Here is a 16,189-nt window from a genome sequence, read left to right on the forward strand (position 1 = left end):
CTTATACTTCCTCCTTTGTCTCTACTTGATTTGACTCAGATTCAGCATGTTTCTTTTCGATTTCTTCTTCGACTGCTTCAGCTTCGTCTGACTGACCATTTTCTGCCAATGCTTCAAGGACACGACCACGAATCAAAATACCACGCAATCGGCCATTTTCTACAACAGCTAATGGTGTTGGCGAATCATAAATAATTGGCATAATGTCCATCACCAACATATCTGGTTCAACAGTTGGAATCTGTGTTGCAACATCAGCCAACGATAGTCCCTCCGTACGAGCTCGGATTGCATCCTCACTAGTAATATAACCGCGGAACTGACGACGACGATCAACAGCAATTAAACCAGAAACTTCTTCTGTACGCATCTTCTTTAGAGCAACATTAGGACCATCGACCTCAATATTTGTAAAGAAAGGTGAAATCATAATGTTTTCAGCCGTCAATACCTTTGAACGATCCACATCTTCAACGAAGGCACGAACATAATCGTTAGCAGGTTGCGTAACAATTTCTTCTCCAGTACCAACTTGAACAACTTCCCCATCCTTCATAATCGCAATACGATCACCAATACGAAGTGCTTCATTCAAGTCGTGAGAAATAAAGATGATTGTCTTTTGATATTGCTCTTGCAAATCCAACAATTCATCTTGCATATCACGACGAATCAAAGGATCCAAGGCTGAAAAGGCCTCATCCATTAATAGAATTTCAGGGTCATTAGCTAACGCACGAGCTAGTCCGACACGTTGCTGCATACCTCCAGATAATTGATTGGGATATTGATCCTTAAAGGCTAACAAATTTGCATTTTCTAATGCCTTTTCAGCCTTTTCACGTCGTTCAGCCTTTGGCACACCCTTTACTTCAAGACCATACTCCGTGTTTTGTAAAATCGTACGATGTGGGAATAATCCAAAGCTTTGGAAAACCATGCTCATTTTTTTCCGTCGCACATCCAACAATTTTTCTTTATTTAGTTTTGAAACATCTTCATCATCAATGTAAATATGACCCGATGTTGGTTCAATCAATCGATTCAACAGTCGAATCAATGTTGATTTACCTGATCCAGACAGACCCATGATAACAAAGATTTCACCTTCTTCGACAGATAAGTTAGCGTCATATACACCAACAGTTGCTCCTGTCTTCTTTAAGATTTCAGTTTTTGATTCATGTTTTTCAACCAACTGTAATGCTGGCTTAACACGCTTTCCGAAAATCTTAGTCAGGTGTTCAATTTTTACCTTTGACATATATTTTCTCCTCCTACTTGCTCGAAAGGCTAGTTGCTTTCGCTAAGTGACAATTCTATTGTAAACATAAGGTTGTCACATTGGTCAAATTATATCAACTATACCAATCATATGCAAATATTAAGCGTTAATAATAAACAAGCAAATTAAAAACTGTACCAATTATTTTTTCATGATTTTTAATAGCATACGTTTTCTGAAATCTATGGTATTCTTTATTTATATGACTAATTTTAGGAGGATATTATGCCAGCAATTAAGCAACCTCGTTATCGGACAATCGCTTTACGAATTGCTGAACAGATTAGTAATGGTCAATTACAAGTAGGTACAAAAATTCATGCGCGATCAACCCTAGCAACTAGTTATGGTGTGTCTTCAGAAACAGCACGCCGTGCAATTAGTATTTTAGAAGACTTAGGTATCGTTGAAACTCATCATGGCAGCGGTGCGATTATCATTTCACGTGATAAGGCCCAAGAATTTATTAACTCTGAAAGTGATGCACAGAATCTGCAAAACTTACAGACGGATTTGGTGAAACAAATTGAAACGCAACAGGCTGGTCTGGTCACATTAACGCAATCACTAAACGCCTTTATTGAACAAACACAGTATTACAAGAAACACAATCCATTTCGACCATATGAATTAAAGTTAATTGATGACTCACCTATGTTTGATAAGACAGTCAGTGAATTGAATTTTTGGCATCGAACTGGCACCACACTGGTTGGTATTATACATGAAAATCGCTTAACCCTATCTCCTGGACCATATGCCAAAATACAGAGAAACGATACACTGTACTTTGTTGGTGATGAATTAAGCGTACAAAATGTCTATAATCTCTTTTATGAATAACTGTTCAGTTTACCGCAAACAAAAAATTGCTGGTCAAAATCCTTATTAGGGATTTTAACCAGCAATTCTTTTTTATCCTTCAAACGCAGTGGTAAGCGGTGGTACAACTTGCTTCTTACGAGAAACAACTCCTGGTAATGACGCACGGCCATCAACTAACTTTACGCCAAATGCAGCTGCAACCTTTTCTTGATCCTCTCCCAACACAAGAATATCTGAGTCTGAATCCAAGATATTAGTAACAACAAATACGAAAGTGTCGTATCCATCATCTGCTAACTCTGCTTCAATTGCGGTAACAATTTCATCGCGGCGAGCAAAAACATCATTGACATCAACGGTGTTCACTTGACCAATACGAATAGTTTTACCAGCCAACTCAAATGACTTAGCATCACCATCAATTAGTTCTTTTGCTGACTTAGTTGATAAATCTGTACCAGCCTTTAACATTTCCAAACCATAGGCTTCATAATCATCCAAGCCCGCAATCTTTGCCAAATCTTCCAATGCTGGCTTATCTAATGGCGTTGTTGTTGGGCTCTTTAACAAAAGCGTATCAGAAATAATTGCTGAAAGCATCAACCCAGCAATCTTTGCTGGAATCTCAATACCTGCGTTTTTGTACTCATAATAAAGTACAGTAGCGACAGAGCCAAGAGGCTTGTTAATGAACCATAATGGTGCAGCAGAAGTGAAATTAATTTTATGATGATCATATACACCGGCCACAGTCACATCAGCCAAATTTGCAACAGATTGACTTGCTTCATTATGATCAACCAAAATTACTTCGTCAGTATCAGCCTTCTCAATGATACGTGGTGCATCTACTTTAAAATAGTTCAATGCATACTCGGTCTCTGCGTTAGGTGTACCTAATGCAGCAGCTTCAGTCTCAACTTGATATGCTTTATTTAAAAAGTATGCTGCAGAAACAGCAGATGCAATTGTGTCTGTGTCAGGATTTTGGTGTCCAAAAACCAATGTTTTAGTCATCAGATAATTCTCCAATTCATTATTTCTTTATTATTCTAATAATACACCATTTTTAATTGCGAAACATCTAGAAAACATTAATTTTCAACTTTTGTTTCATCATATAATTTGATAGTCGTTGGCTGTCCATCCGTATCCGTATCAATAATGAAGCTACCATTACTGTAACGTTGACTTAACGCATGATCTTTCGGCGATACATCAAACCTTTTGCCTCGACTGGTATAAATTGACAATGCTGCTGGCGATTGCTGATCAATGACAATCGTTGCAATAATCTCATGAGAATCTTTCTTTAACTCACGCATGATTGCCACACCTTTACGAGCACGACTAGTAATTGGAATCTCACTCACTGGCATCCATTTAAAAGCACCACGATGGGTAATGATCGCCAACGCTTGTTTTTCTGTTGCAGTGGCCATATTGACAATATTATCACTATCCGCAAGATTCATTGCCTTTACCCCAGCCGTCCGATTACCAGAAAGTGGCACTTCATTAACATCATAGCGTAACCCCACAGCATACTTTGTTGTTAGAATCACTGTCCGATTGCTTGCCGCGCCAATTGATAGATACTCCAGACCAATGATTGACGAATCATCAGCCTTTAACTTCATATAGACTGTACTACGCTTTTTATACGTACTTCTAGGGGTCAAATCTTCAAAATTGAACTGCTTAATGTAACCGTCACTGGTTGCACTCAACCAAGTTCCCTCAAGTGAATTTATATCATTTACAATCTCAACATGAATAATTTCTTCGTCAGAAATAAATCCACTGATTGACTGTGATAAATGCTCACCAGGTTCTTTCCATTTAAATTCTGGCAACTCATGTATAGGTCGATAAATCACATGGCCTTTATTTGTAAAAATAAACATGTGTTGTAGTGTATTTACACGTTCAATAAATAGCGGCTCATCATCATCGCGCAGCCCATTGTCATCCCCTGAAGCCTTAAATGACCGTAATGAAGACCGCTTAACGTAACCCATTTTTGAAACAAGTACCGCAACATCCTCATCGGCTACTGTCACTGTTGAATCATACTTTAATTCCTGAACATCTGCCTCGATTGCCGTTAATCGTGGCGAATTATATTCCTTTTTAATTGTTTTTAATTCTTGACGTAATTCTTGACGTAATACTTTTGGTTCAGACAAAATCGCATTAAAATGCATGATTTTATCTGAAAGCTCCTCAAATTCTGCCTGCAATTGTGTCACATCTGTGTTCGTTAACCGATACAATTGTAGAGTAACGATTGCTTCAGCCTGTTCCAATGTAAAGTCGTATTTATCAACCAAATTTTGCTTGGCATTTTTACGATCTTCAGAACTACGAATCGTTGCAATCACTTCATCAAGAATTGAAAGCGCTTTGATTAGTCCGGTAACTATATGTTGTCGTTCTTTCGCTTTACGTAAATCATACTCAGTTCGTTTTGTAATAATTTCAACTTGATGATCCAAAAATGCTTGTAAAGCCGTTTTTAATCCAACTCGTTCTGGGCGTAAATTGTGAATTGCCACCATATTAAAATTATAAGTTACCTGCAAATCAGTCTTCTTTAACAAATACGCCAAGATTCCTTGAACATTTGCATCTTTACTTAATTCAATGGCAATTGACAAACCATCACGATCAGATTCGTCACGTACTTCAACAATACCTGCCACGTCCTTATTTAAACGAATTTCATCAATTTTTTTAACTAAGTTTGCTTTATTTACTTCGTATGGAATTTCACTAATTTGAATCTGTGATTTACCACCCTTTAAAGCCATTATTTCAGTTTTTGATCGAACAACGATTCGTCCGCGACCATTTTTATAAGCTGACTTAATCCCATCAACCCCTTGAATAATACCGCCAGTTGGAAAATCAGGGCCCTGAACAAAGCCCATTAAATCTTCTAGGCTAGCATTAGGATGTGCTAATAAATAGATCAAAGCATCAATCACTTCGCCCAAATTGTGCGGTGGAATATCTGTTGCATATCCGGCTGAAATACCTGTAGCGCCATTTACTAATAGGTTAGGAAAGTGAGCTGGTAAAACTGTTGGTTCATATTCGGTATCATCAAAATTCAATACCATATCAACAGTTTCTTTATCTAGGTCACGCAACATTTCCCCCGCTAGTTTAGATAAACGTGCTTCCGTATAACGCATTGCTGCAGGCGGATCATTATCAATAGAACCATTGTTTCCATGCATTTCAATTAGTGGTGCTCGCAATTTCCAATCTTGCGACATTCGTACTAACGCCTCATAAATTGAAGAATCACCGTGTGGGTGGAAATTACCCATAACATTTCCAACTGATTTTGCAGATTTACGGAATTGTTTATCAAAAGTATTGCCATCTTTATTCATAGCGTACAAAATACGACGCTGTACGGGTTTTAACCCATCACGGATATCTGGTAATGCACGCTCTTGAATGATGTACTTTGAATATCGTCCAAAACGGTCACCCATTACCGCTTCTAGACTTAATTCTTGAATATTTCCAGTTTCTACCATTCAGATTACTCCTTTTTGTCTTGCCAGCTTTCTATAATTGGCGCAACAAATTCTTTACTTTGTGAATCCAGTTCTTCGCCTTGAGCAGCTTCGTCAAGCAGGGTATCGCCCTCCTCAACTAAATTAAAGGCTACGTTACTTTCAATCCATTTACGACGTGGTTCTACCTTATCCCCCATCAATGTTGTTACCCGTTTTTCAGCTAACATAGCATCATCAATTTTAACTCGAATTAATGTACGTTGCGTTGGGTCCATTGTTGTTGCCCAAAGTTGCTCGGCATTCATTTCTCCAAGACCCTTAAAACGTTGTAGTGTATAACCGCGACCAATCGTTTTTTCAGCAGTAACTAACTGACTATCTGTCCACGCATACTCAATTTTTTGTTGTTTTCCTTTACCCTTACGTAACATATACAACGGTGGTAAGGCAATATATACTTTACCAGCATCAATTAATGGACGCATATACTTATAAAAGAAGGTTAGTAATAGCGTCTGGATATGTGCACCATCATCATCCGCATCAGTCATAATAATGATCTTATCATAATTTGCATCAGCTACTTTAAATTCTGGGCCAACTCCAGCTCCAATAGTATAAATAATCGTCGATATCTCTTCATTTTTCATGATATCTTGTAACTTAGCTTTTTCAGTATTTAACACTTTACCTCGTAAGGGTAAAATTGCTTGGAATTTACGATTTCGTCCTTGTTTAGCAGAACCACCGGCAGAATCACCCTCAACTAAGAAAAGTTCATTTTGATTGGCATTTTTCGATTGTGCTGGGGTCAATTTTCCAGATAATAAGCGCTCACTTTTGCCCTTCTTTTTTCCAGATCGGGCTTCATCACGCGCCTTTCTAGCAGCCTCTCGAGCCTCTCGCGCACGAAGCGACTTTCGAATTAAACTCTGAGAAAACTCGCCATTTTCCATTAGATAGAAACCAAGTTGTTCCGTAATGATATTATCAACAATGGTTCTAGCTTCCGGCGTCCCCAATTTTTCTTTTGTTTGGCCTTCAAACTGAAGAATATTCTCTGGAATTCTTAAAGAAATAACTGCAGATAATCCTTCACGAACATCTGATCCTTCAAGATTTTTATCTTTTTCTTTCAAAAGATTTACTCGCCGAGCGTATTCATTAAATGCTTTCGTCCATGCCGATCTCAATCCAGCTTCGTGCGTTCCCCCATCTGGGGTACGCACATTATTCACGAAAGACATCATTGTCTCAGAGAAACCATCATTATACTGTGCTGATACTTCAACTTCGACCCCTTGCGCAGTACCTTCAAAATACATGATATCGCCTAGTGTATCCTTATCCTCATTTAGATAATCAACAAATGCCTTGATACCTTCTGAAAAATGGTAAGTTTCTGTTTGTTCTTGTCCTGGTCGTTCATCAGCTAAAGTGATTTTTACATTTCTAAGTAGAAACGCAGATTCACGTAATCTTTCAGCCAACGTATTGAAATTATAAATAGTTGTTGAAAAAATCTTAGGGTCTGGTTTAAAAGTAACAGTAGTTCCGGACGTTTCTTTTGTTTTACCGATTTTTTTTAGTGTGCCATCAGGATGCCCACCATTTATAAAATGTTCCTGATATTTTATCCCATCACGTACTATTGTGACAACTAGGTCACTAGATAATGCATTAACGACTGATGAGCCAACACCGTGCAGCCCACCGGATGTTTTATACCCACCCTGACCAAATTTTCCACCAGCGTGTAAAACCGTTAAAATAACCTCTGGTGTTGGTTTGCCAGACGAATGCATTCCCACAGGCATACCACGGCCATGATCTACCACTGTAATGGCATTATTTTCATGAATGGTTACATTGATTTCATCACCATAACCAGCCAATGCCTCATCAACAGCATTATCAAAGATCTCATACACTAAATGATGAAGACCTTTACCATCTGTCGAACCAATATACATTCCCGGTCGTTTGCGAACTGCTTCGAGTCCTTCTAAAACTGTAATGGAATCATCCGAATAATCATTTTTCTTTGTCATGGACGTTTCCCTTTCATATAATTTAACGTGCGCTTTAACGCGTTTCAAATTTCATAATAGCTCAAAACTAACCTCTGACGCAATACTATTAAAAAAATTTAAAGTCTCAAACTTTAGAAACATGCTAGAATAGATAACGTTCTTTAATAAAATAGAACCATGCAATTATTAAAATACATTTAAGGAGATATCGTTGTGACGATTTTTCATTTTATTATTAGTTTTGTGTTGGCTTACTTATTTGGATCGATTCCATCAGGATATTGGATTGGAAAAATTTTTTACAAAAAGAATATCTTAGAATTAGGTTCTGGAAATATCGGCACAACGAATACTTTTAGAACACTCGGCACATTTCCTGGTGTAGTTGTCTTGATTTTAGATTTATGTAAGGGAATCCTAGGTGCTTCAATGGCAACTCTATGGGGACCAGTACCACATTGGATGTTTATGGTGATCGGATTAGGTGCCATTCTAGGACATACATTTTCTATGTGGATTGGATTTAAAGGTGGCAAGGCTGTCGCTACTTCTGTTGGGGTGTTATTACTCTATAGTCCAGTTATGTTTCTCGCCGCTGTAATTGCCTTTATAACAGCAATTTTGCTCACTAGTATGGTCTCTGTTGGCTCAATGCTTGGTTTTACAGTCGTTACCCTACTATCAGCATTCTGGCTTCACGATTGGTTTTTAACAACTATAGCACTTGTATTAACTGTGTTTGTATTCTACCGACACCGTAGCAATGTTAAACGGATACTAAATGGTACAGAATCAAAAGTTCCCTTTGGACTCATCTATTGGTTCTCAAAAAAATAATAAATAAAAAAACTCTCTCAAAGCTAGTTAATTAAAAAACACATTTTAAGGTGTTTTCGTTCTAGACTTTGAGAGAGCTTTTTTATTTAATAATTTTAGAAAAATGATAGTGAGTATGACCCTGTAAATGTTTGGGCAGGCGCCAAACTGTTGATGGCATACTTATGATTTATTAGTCCATCAGCATCAACCGTGTCCGCAATTCCCCACCATGGTTCCAAGCAAACAAAGGGTGCATCCTTACCATAAGGTGTCCAAATACCTAAATACTTGGCATCCTGGACATGCATCGTTATCCCATGTGACTCTCGTAGTTTAGCCAATATAATTGATACAGGATTACCATCTAGTCGTAAAATAATGGCGTCATCTTTGTAATCATCATATCGCAAACGAAGTGGAATATCTGAATTAAACGTGGTATCTAAATTATTGTCTAAATAAGGACCCACAAGCTTTGAGCGCGCATATTTACGTTTTGGATCGACATTGACATAATAATCTGTAAATTTATCACCTGCTTCAAGTGGTACACGGAAACCTGGGTGACCACCTACTGAAAAGTAGATATCATGAGTATCAGTATTAGTAACAACATAGGTAATTCCCAACATATCTTGATCAGTTAATCTAAAAATGATATCAAACTGAAAATGAAATGGATAAATCGACTGAGTTTCTTCTGTATCTACTAAACGAAGTCTAGCCATCGTACTGGTTTTTTCAACTAAATCGAATTCATTATCACGAGCAAATCCGTGTTGTGTCATAAAGTACGTCTTATCTCGATATTTATAGCGGTCTCCTTTCAGACGACCAACAATCGGAAATAGATTTGGTGCATGCCGACCCCAAAAATTAGGATCCGCTGTCCACATATATTCCATACCAGAGTCCCGTCGCTTAACACTTGTAAGTTCTGCACCCATTTCTGATATTTTTACAATTATATTTTCATTTTCAAGTTTGACTGACATAACCCCTCCAAAATAACTAGGTAATATCATAATGATACCAAATAAAATTGGTCTTTACCAATTTATTATCCGCTTACTCTGAAGCTCTGGGAAAAAAGTTACGATAACTCTTTTGTAAAGCATCTGTCGTCACATGCGTATATATTTGTGTTGTACTTAGACTACTATGTCCTAATAATTGTTGGACGGTTCTCAAATCAGCTTGGTTATTTAAAAGGTCAGTTGCAAAAGTGTGCCTAAACATATGCGCAGTTACTTCTTGTGTCAGTCCTGCTTTTTTTCCAATTTGCTTTAAAATATACTCGATACCTGCTGTAGTAACTGGTGCACCACGTTGGTTCAAAAATAATTTATTGGATGTCTCAGCTTTCTTACTAGATAATACAGGACGCCCCGTTTTCAAATATTTCGCTAATGCATCTGCCGCATAATGACCAAAAGGCACAATTCGTGTTTTATTTCCTTTTCCAGTAATGGTTACAACACGTGCATGACTATCAACATTCTGTAAAGTCATATTTGCGATTTCTGATACTCGTGCCCCTGTGCCATAAAGCATTTCTAATAATAAATGATTTCTAAGTCCAAGTGCAGATTCATCTGTCATCACCACATCAAACATTTTCGTTAATTCTTTTTGATAAAAATAGCGTGGTAAATGTTGTCCTGGCTTTTTTAAAACAATACCAAAAAAAGGATTTTCAGCCACCATTTCATTGTTAATTAAAAATCGATAAAAACTACGCAAAGAACTAACTTTTCGAGCAATTGTCCTTGAACCATCTCCTTTTTCGTAAAGTTCAGATAAAAATACACGTACATCAAATGACGTAATATTTGATAAAACAATACTTTTAGTAGCTTGTGTTCCCGACAAAAATGTCAAAAATTCGGCAATATCGCCCTCATAAGCTTTTTGTGTTTCAAGTGAATATTGTCTCTCAATACGTACATAATCTAAAAAAAGTTGCTTTGCACGCTCAGCTTCATTTACAGTCATAACTTCAACCCCTCACTAAATATGAATGCTATTTCGAAGTTTGTGATGTCTCTACTGACTTTGCTTTATCATCCGTTTCATCTTTAGGTGTTGTACCATCTGGTAACGTTTTTTCCGTCGGCTTGTCCCAAGAGACAAAGTCACATTCAGGATAACGTGAGCATCCATAAAACTTACGACCACGTTTTGTCTTACGCTCAACGATTTGCCCCATCTTACACTTAGGACAAAGTAACCCGATTTCTTCAACAATTGTTTGGGTATTGCGACAATCCGGGAAGCGAGAGCAAGCATAAAACTTACCATATCTACCTAATTTCTTAAGCATTGGTGCACCACAGACATCACAGTCAAAACCTGCCAGCTCATCCTTTAGGACAATCTTTTCCATTTCTTTTTCAGCTGTCTCTAATTCTTTTGAGAAGGGTGTAAAGAAATCATCAACTACTTTCACCCAATATTTTTGACCAGCTTCCACATTATCTAAGTCTGTCTCAACTTGGGCAGTAAATTTAATGTTGGTCACATCTGGGAAAAACTCTTGAACAGTATTTTGAACCAGTTCTCCCAGTTCAGTTGGCACAAATTTTTTAGTATCTAACCGAACATAGGCTCGACGTTGAATCGTTTCTATTGTTGCCGCATATGTAGATGGGCGTCCAACACCATTCTCTTCCAACGCTCTCACCAAGGTTGCTTCAGTATATCGAGCAGGTGGCTGCGTAAAGTGCTGCTCAGGTGACATTGACACCATATCCACAGCATCGCCAGTTACCAAGCTAGGTAATTTATTATCTTTATTTTTGGCAGCTGGGTATGCCTTTGTAAATCCAGCAAACTTGGTTTGTGAACCATTAGCACGGAAAGTCACACCATTTTGTTCAATGGTCACTGCCATCGTGGCTAAAATTTCTGGTGTCATTTGACTGGCAACAAATCGTGACCAAATCAACTGATATAACTTAAATTGATCATTCGTTAATTTATCTTTCACAGATGATGGCGTACGAAAAACTGATGTTGGTCGAATAGCCTCATGCGCATCTTGCGCACCTTCTTGTTGCTTTCCCTCAACTGGCTTAGTAGCTGCGTACTCTGAACCATATTCATCATTAATAAATGATGCTGCTTCTGTTTTGGCAGTATCAGATAATCGAACCGAATCAGTACGCATATACGTAATTAATCCGACCGTGCCATTTTTACCACCCAAATTAATTCCTTCATACAGCTGTTGGGCTGCCATCATGGTTTTACGAGTTTTAAAATTCAACTGCGTATTAGCTGCTTGTTGCATTGTTGAAGTGGTAAAAGGTGGTTGTGGATTGCGCTTGCGATCCTTCGTAACAACATTAGTAATATTAAATGGTGCTGTTCGATCAAGCTTTTTCAAAACCTCTTGAACCGCATCATTATCTGGTAAGGCTGCCTTTTTACCATCGAGGCCATAAAACACAGCCTTAAATTTTGTACGATCCTTTTTGAACATCGTATCCAATGACCAATATTCATCTGGTTGAAATGTCTGAATTTCTTGCTCACGTTTAATGACAAGCCCTAAAGCTATTGATTGTACACGACCTGCAGACAATCCTTTTTTAACTTTCTTCCATAGAATAGGTGATAATGAATACCCAACCAGCCGGTCTAAGATACGTCGGGCCTGTTGAGCATCGACAAGATCCATATTAATTTTTCTAGGATGTTTAAAAGCATCTTTCACTGCATCTTTGGTAATTTCATTAAATACCACACGATTATCACTCGCCTCTACATCAAGGTCTAGAATGTGTGATAAATGCCAAGCAATCGCTTCCCCTTCTCGATCCGGATCGGATGCCAGATAAACATGTTTAGAAGCCTTGGCTTCCTTCTTTAAGGATTTAATAATATCGCCCTTACCGCGTATATTAATGTACTTTGGCTGATAATCATTTTCGATGTCCACACCCATTGTTGACTTAGGTAAATCACGAATATGACCAATACTTGCGACTACTTTATAGTTTCGTCCAAGATATTTTTCAATTGTTTTTGCCTTTGATGGTGATTCAACAATCACTAAATTCTTTTTTTGCTTTGCTTTTGTCTTCGCTCGAGATTTAGTTTTTGTCGTCGTTGATTTCACCGCACGCGCCTTTTTTTCTTTAACAGCAGTCTGTGAAGCCATTTGCGTGCACCTCTTTTCTTGTAGTTTAATTTATTATTTTCATTAGTCTAAGTTCCTAACAATATTGTACTATACACTATACAACGAAACTTTGCCAAATACTCATTGTATGATACATACAAAAATTAGTAAAAATTTGCAAATTCTAAAACGATTTGATCAACTGATAAAACCGGTGTCGCACCAGCTAAAATCAATTCATTTGTTCCGACAGAATATTCGCCATCAATCCGTCCAGGTAATGCCATAACTGTCCGATTCTGGTCCAACGCTAACATAGCTGTAATAAGTGATCCCGATCTTTTTCTAGCCTCAATGACCAAACAAACTTGACATAGCCCCGAAATAATTCGGTTTCTTTCTGGAAAATGATGTCTTTTGGGTCCTTGCCACGGTAAATATTCAGATAATAATAATCCTAGCTGACTAATAGTATTTTGAAGATTTTCACAATGTTTTGGGTAGGCAAATTCAAATCCTGTACCTATAATTGCAATTGTTTGGCCATTAGCTTTGAGTGTTTCACGGTGTGTCAATTCATCAATTCCTGCTGCCAGTCCTGAAACTGTTGTTAGTCCTGCTGCAGTTAAACCTGGTATCCATGATTTTAAAACACTCTTGCCATACGATGTAGCCTGTCTAGATCCTACAATGGCAACTAATGGTTGCACCAATAATGATAAATCGCCTTTATAGAATAAACAAATGGGTGCATCAATACACTCAGACAAAGTTATTGGGTATGAAGCATCACAAATTGCAATGTATGTCTGGTCTTGCAATTTATGCCAATCGACTTGCCAATTTGTCTCTTTAAACCAGAGAGTTGCCTCATTTCGCTGTGATTGCCGCATTTTACTAATAGTTAATATCTGTTGCCAAGATAATTTTGATAATTTATTTTCTTTTAAGTGGATCCAAATGCGGTAGCGCCCCTTTATGCTTAGTCCTGGAATCATTAATAACCATAATAAAAAATCACGTTGTGCCATTATAAGTCTCCTTTATAAAAAGGACACCTAGCAACGTGATTTGTTCATTAATTCAAAAACTTTTTTACTGGTGCAAATGACTTACGGTGAATTGGTGTAATGCCTAATGTATTTAATCCCGCTAAATGTTCAGCAGTGCCATACCCTGCATTATGCTCAAATCCATAACCTGGAAATTGCTGTGCAAATTCTTTCATTAAATTATCTCGATAATTTTTAGCCAAAATTGATGCGGCACCAATCGAAATACTACGATCATCACCTTTAATTAATTTTTCTTGTGGCATTTCTAAATCAACTGTCATCGCATCAATAAGTAAGCCATCAATAGGAACACTCAAAGATTCTACAGATTGACGCATGGCCACCCTAGAGGCTTCATAAATATTTAATCGATCAATATCTTTTGCATCTACCACACCAAATGCAAAATCCACAACTTTTTCACGTATTTCTGTATCAATTGATTGGCGTGTTTTCTCGGAAAGTTGTTTAGAGTCATGAACAATGGCCAGATCAAAACTATCGTCAATTACGACAGCTGCCGCAACAACTGGACCTGCCAATGGACCTCTACCAACTTCATCAATACCAGCAACAACTTGCCCCTGTTGCCATGCTTTTCTTTCAAATTCTAATCGATTATTAAATGCTTTTTGTTGTAATACATTTTTTTCTTGTCTTTTTTCATATTGACGCAACAACTTTTGTACACCAATACGTTCATCAACTTGCCATCGGGCAATGTCTTCAGAAGATGGCCGCTGAAATAATAGCCGCTTAATTTCGGTAATTGTCTCTGTTTTAGTCATTCACTACCTCACCAATATGATCACTTGGTAGTTCTAGTGTGTATCGCCCTAATTTACCACGTCTTAAGTCAATCAATAATCTTTCAGATGCTCGATCATAATCATCTTTAAAACCTAATTTTTCAGTTATCATAAGTAAAATATCCACATCGGATTTTTCTTCCCAAATCGATGTATTTAGATGGTAACGAGTCGTAATTGCTTCTGCATTATAGTCTCTAAAAAATTTTAATGCAGCCAAAGCAATGTCATCCAAATTAATTAACTGATCTTTTATTGCACCAGTCATGGCTAGATGTTGGCCAACCCGTTGATCGACAAATTTAGGCCATAAGACACCTGGTGTATCTAACAGTTCAAGATTGGTTGGTGTTTTCAACCATTGCAGTTTTTTAGTGACACCAGGTCGATCACCAGTTATTGCAACATTTTTGGTCACCAAATGATTCAATAATGTTGATTTACCAACATTTGGAATACCAGCTACTAATGCACGGATTGCTTTATCTTGAACACCTTTTTCTTCCAAATTTTGCCACTTATCTGCCAATACAGTACGCGCTGCTTTCGTAATGATCTGAGGTGTTTTATGTCCTCGTGTATCTAGAGATACAACTGTTAACCCTTGTGATTCAAAATAACTCCGCCAAATACTTGTACGTTCTGGATCTGCCAAATCTGTTTTTGTCATAATCAATAATCGAGGCTTATCTCCAAGCACATCATCTAACTCTGGATTACGAGATGACAATGGGATACGTGCATCAACCAATTCAAAAACGATATCCACATGCTTTAAGTTTTCACGCATGAGGCGAAAGGCTTTGGCCATATGTCCTGGAAACCATTGTATAATTTGAGACATGTTATTCTCCTTCAAATTTTTTTATTCTTCTGACGCTTTATATTCTGACCAGGCTTGATCAAATATTGACATATTGTATAAATAAGTGGCATTTTCTTCCAAATATCTCGAAATTAAGTCAAAGTCATCAGATTGTTTTGGAAACTGCGTATCATAAAAAGCTGCATTAGCAAAATTTTCAACTTCATCACTAGTCACTGGATTACGTTGGGTCATTAGCCATTGGAAAAAAGGGCGTCTCATTTGTCTGAAAATCCTCCTCTAAACACAAATTTATCCTTTTCGGGATTAATTTGAACTGCCTTCACATGGACACCTTGCACCTTTGGCGCCTTGCCTAAATCAATTAACAATGTTTTTTTCTGTGCATCCAATATCAGCCAATTAGGTAGATTTACTTTTTTACCAAAATAATCCATCACATATTTCACAGGCAAAGGTAATTGTCCCACAGCAACTGAATCTGCATGAAGTAGTATCCCACCATGCTTTGTAACTTCAGGTGTCATTCTCATACCGAAATCAACAGATTGGCCAAAAAGCTTATATGTGCCGTACAACATCATACCTTTCTTTTGCATTTCAAAGCGAAATTGATGCCGTAAGGATGGATCAGCATTAATGTATTTTTCAACAAGAGCATTCAACTCCTTGCGACTAACACTAACCTCAAACGACGCCTGACCAATTTCTGGTCGTGAATCCGTTACATGTTGATGACTCTGTGGCAAGAATAACAAAACTGTACTTAAAATAACTAATACAAGTATCGTTCCTAATATTCCTTTTAAAAATCCTCGTTTTTGTGATTGACGAATAATCTCATCTATATTTGACCTTACATTGTCTTGTTTCAT

The 16,189-nt window shown here is 37.5% G+C and carries 14 protein-coding genes; 2 read left to right on the forward strand and 12 right to left on the reverse strand.

Going from position 1 to position 16,189, the window contains the following annotated elements; translation table 11 throughout:
• Position 1: 1 nt before the first annotated feature.
• Positions 2-1,264 (reverse strand): quaternary amine ABC transporter ATP-binding protein, encoded by a 1,263-nt coding sequence (locus ACQ4QH_RS05730; protein ID WP_439818115.1) that lies wholly within the window; start codon positions 1,262-1,264, stop codon positions 2-4.
• Positions 1,265-1,510: 246 nt separating this feature from the next.
• On the opposite strand from ACQ4QH_RS05730, the gene ACQ4QH_RS05735 reads away from it, so the two are divergent.
• Entirely contained in the window at positions 1,511-2,128 is a 618-nt protein-coding gene (locus tag ACQ4QH_RS05735; protein ID WP_439818116.1) for a GntR family transcriptional regulator, read from the forward strand.
• Between the two features lie 72 nt (positions 2,129-2,200).
• On the opposite strand, the gene ACQ4QH_RS05740 is transcribed toward ACQ4QH_RS05735, so the two are convergent.
• The 3 genes from ACQ4QH_RS05740 to parE all read right to left on the reverse strand — a co-directional run bounded on the left by ACQ4QH_RS05740 (position 2,201) and on the right by parE (position 7,697).
• On the reverse strand, positions 2,201-3,127 hold the full coding sequence (locus tag ACQ4QH_RS05740; RefSeq protein WP_439818117.1) for a manganese-dependent inorganic pyrophosphatase: 927 nt from the start codon (positions 3,125-3,127) through the stop codon (positions 2,201-2,203).
• Between the two features lie 77 nt (positions 3,128-3,204).
• Positions 3,205-5,664: a DNA topoisomerase IV subunit A gene (gene parC / locus ACQ4QH_RS05745; RefSeq protein WP_439818118.1), complete on the reverse strand. Its 2,460-nt coding sequence runs from the start codon at positions 5,662-5,664 to the stop codon at positions 3,205-3,207.
• A 5-nt stretch (positions 5,665-5,669) separates the two neighbouring features.
• Positions 5,670-7,697 (reverse strand): DNA topoisomerase IV subunit B, encoded by a 2,028-nt coding sequence (gene parE, locus ACQ4QH_RS05750; RefSeq protein ID WP_439818119.1) that lies wholly within the window; start codon positions 7,695-7,697, stop codon positions 5,670-5,672.
• 195 nt (positions 7,698-7,892) lie between these two features.
• Here parE and plsY point away from each other — a divergent pair, with 195 nt between their 5' ends.
• The gene (plsY, locus tag ACQ4QH_RS05755) at positions 7,893-8,516 is read left to right on the forward strand and encodes a glycerol-3-phosphate 1-O-acyltransferase PlsY (RefSeq protein ID WP_439818120.1); all 624 of its coding nucleotides are present in this window, start codon (positions 7,893-7,895) and stop codon (positions 8,514-8,516) included.
• Between the two features lie 95 nt (positions 8,517-8,611).
• Here the strand turns inward: plsY and ACQ4QH_RS05760 are convergent, their stop codons facing one another.
• The 8 genes from ACQ4QH_RS05760 to ACQ4QH_RS05795 all read right to left on the reverse strand — a co-directional run bounded on the left by ACQ4QH_RS05760 (position 8,612) and on the right by ACQ4QH_RS05795 (position 16,189).
• Positions 8,612-9,493 carry an aldose 1-epimerase family protein gene (locus ACQ4QH_RS05760; protein ID WP_040760045.1) on the reverse strand — a complete coding sequence of 294 codons (882 nt, stop codon included), beginning with the start codon at positions 9,491-9,493 and terminating at the stop codon, positions 8,612-8,614.
• Positions 9,494-9,566: 73 nt separating this feature from the next.
• On the reverse strand, positions 9,567-10,493 hold the full coding sequence (gene xerC, locus ACQ4QH_RS05765) for a tyrosine recombinase XerC (protein WP_439818121.1): 927 nt from the start codon (positions 10,491-10,493) through the stop codon (positions 9,567-9,569).
• Between the two features lie 28 nt (positions 10,494-10,521).
• Positions 10,522-12,663 carry a type I DNA topoisomerase gene (topA, locus tag ACQ4QH_RS05770; RefSeq protein WP_439818122.1) on the reverse strand — a complete coding sequence of 714 codons (2,142 nt, stop codon included), beginning with the start codon at positions 12,661-12,663 and terminating at the stop codon, positions 10,522-10,524.
• Positions 12,664-12,788: 125 nt separating this feature from the next.
• On the reverse strand, positions 12,789-13,655 hold the full coding sequence (gene dprA / locus ACQ4QH_RS05775; protein ID WP_439818123.1) for a DNA-processing protein DprA: 867 nt from the start codon (positions 13,653-13,655) through the stop codon (positions 12,789-12,791).
• Positions 13,656-13,702: 47 nt separating this feature from the next.
• Positions 13,703-14,467, reverse strand: coding sequence for a ribonuclease HII (locus tag ACQ4QH_RS05780; RefSeq protein ID WP_439818124.1), 765 nt, complete (start codon positions 14,465-14,467; stop codon positions 13,703-13,705).
• On the reverse strand, positions 14,460-15,332 hold the full coding sequence (gene ylqF / locus ACQ4QH_RS05785) for a ribosome biogenesis GTPase YlqF (RefSeq protein WP_439818125.1): 873 nt from the start codon (positions 15,330-15,332) through the stop codon (positions 14,460-14,462). The genes ACQ4QH_RS05780 and ylqF overlap by 8 nt, the downstream gene beginning before the upstream one ends.
• A gap of 21 nt (positions 15,333-15,353) precedes the next feature.
• On the reverse strand, positions 15,354-15,575 hold the full coding sequence (locus ACQ4QH_RS05790; protein WP_002826999.1) for a YozE family protein: 222 nt from the start codon (positions 15,573-15,575) through the stop codon (positions 15,354-15,356).
• Complete coding sequence (locus ACQ4QH_RS05795; protein WP_439818126.1) at positions 15,572-16,189, reverse strand: YpmS family protein; 618 nt, start codon at positions 16,187-16,189, stop codon at positions 15,572-15,574. The genes ACQ4QH_RS05790 and ACQ4QH_RS05795 overlap by 4 nt, the downstream gene beginning before the upstream one ends.

It is taken from the genome of Weissella paramesenteroides, assembly GCF_051903945.1.
Classification (GTDB): domain Bacteria; phylum Bacillota; class Bacilli; order Lactobacillales; family Lactobacillaceae; genus Weissella; species Weissella paramesenteroides_A.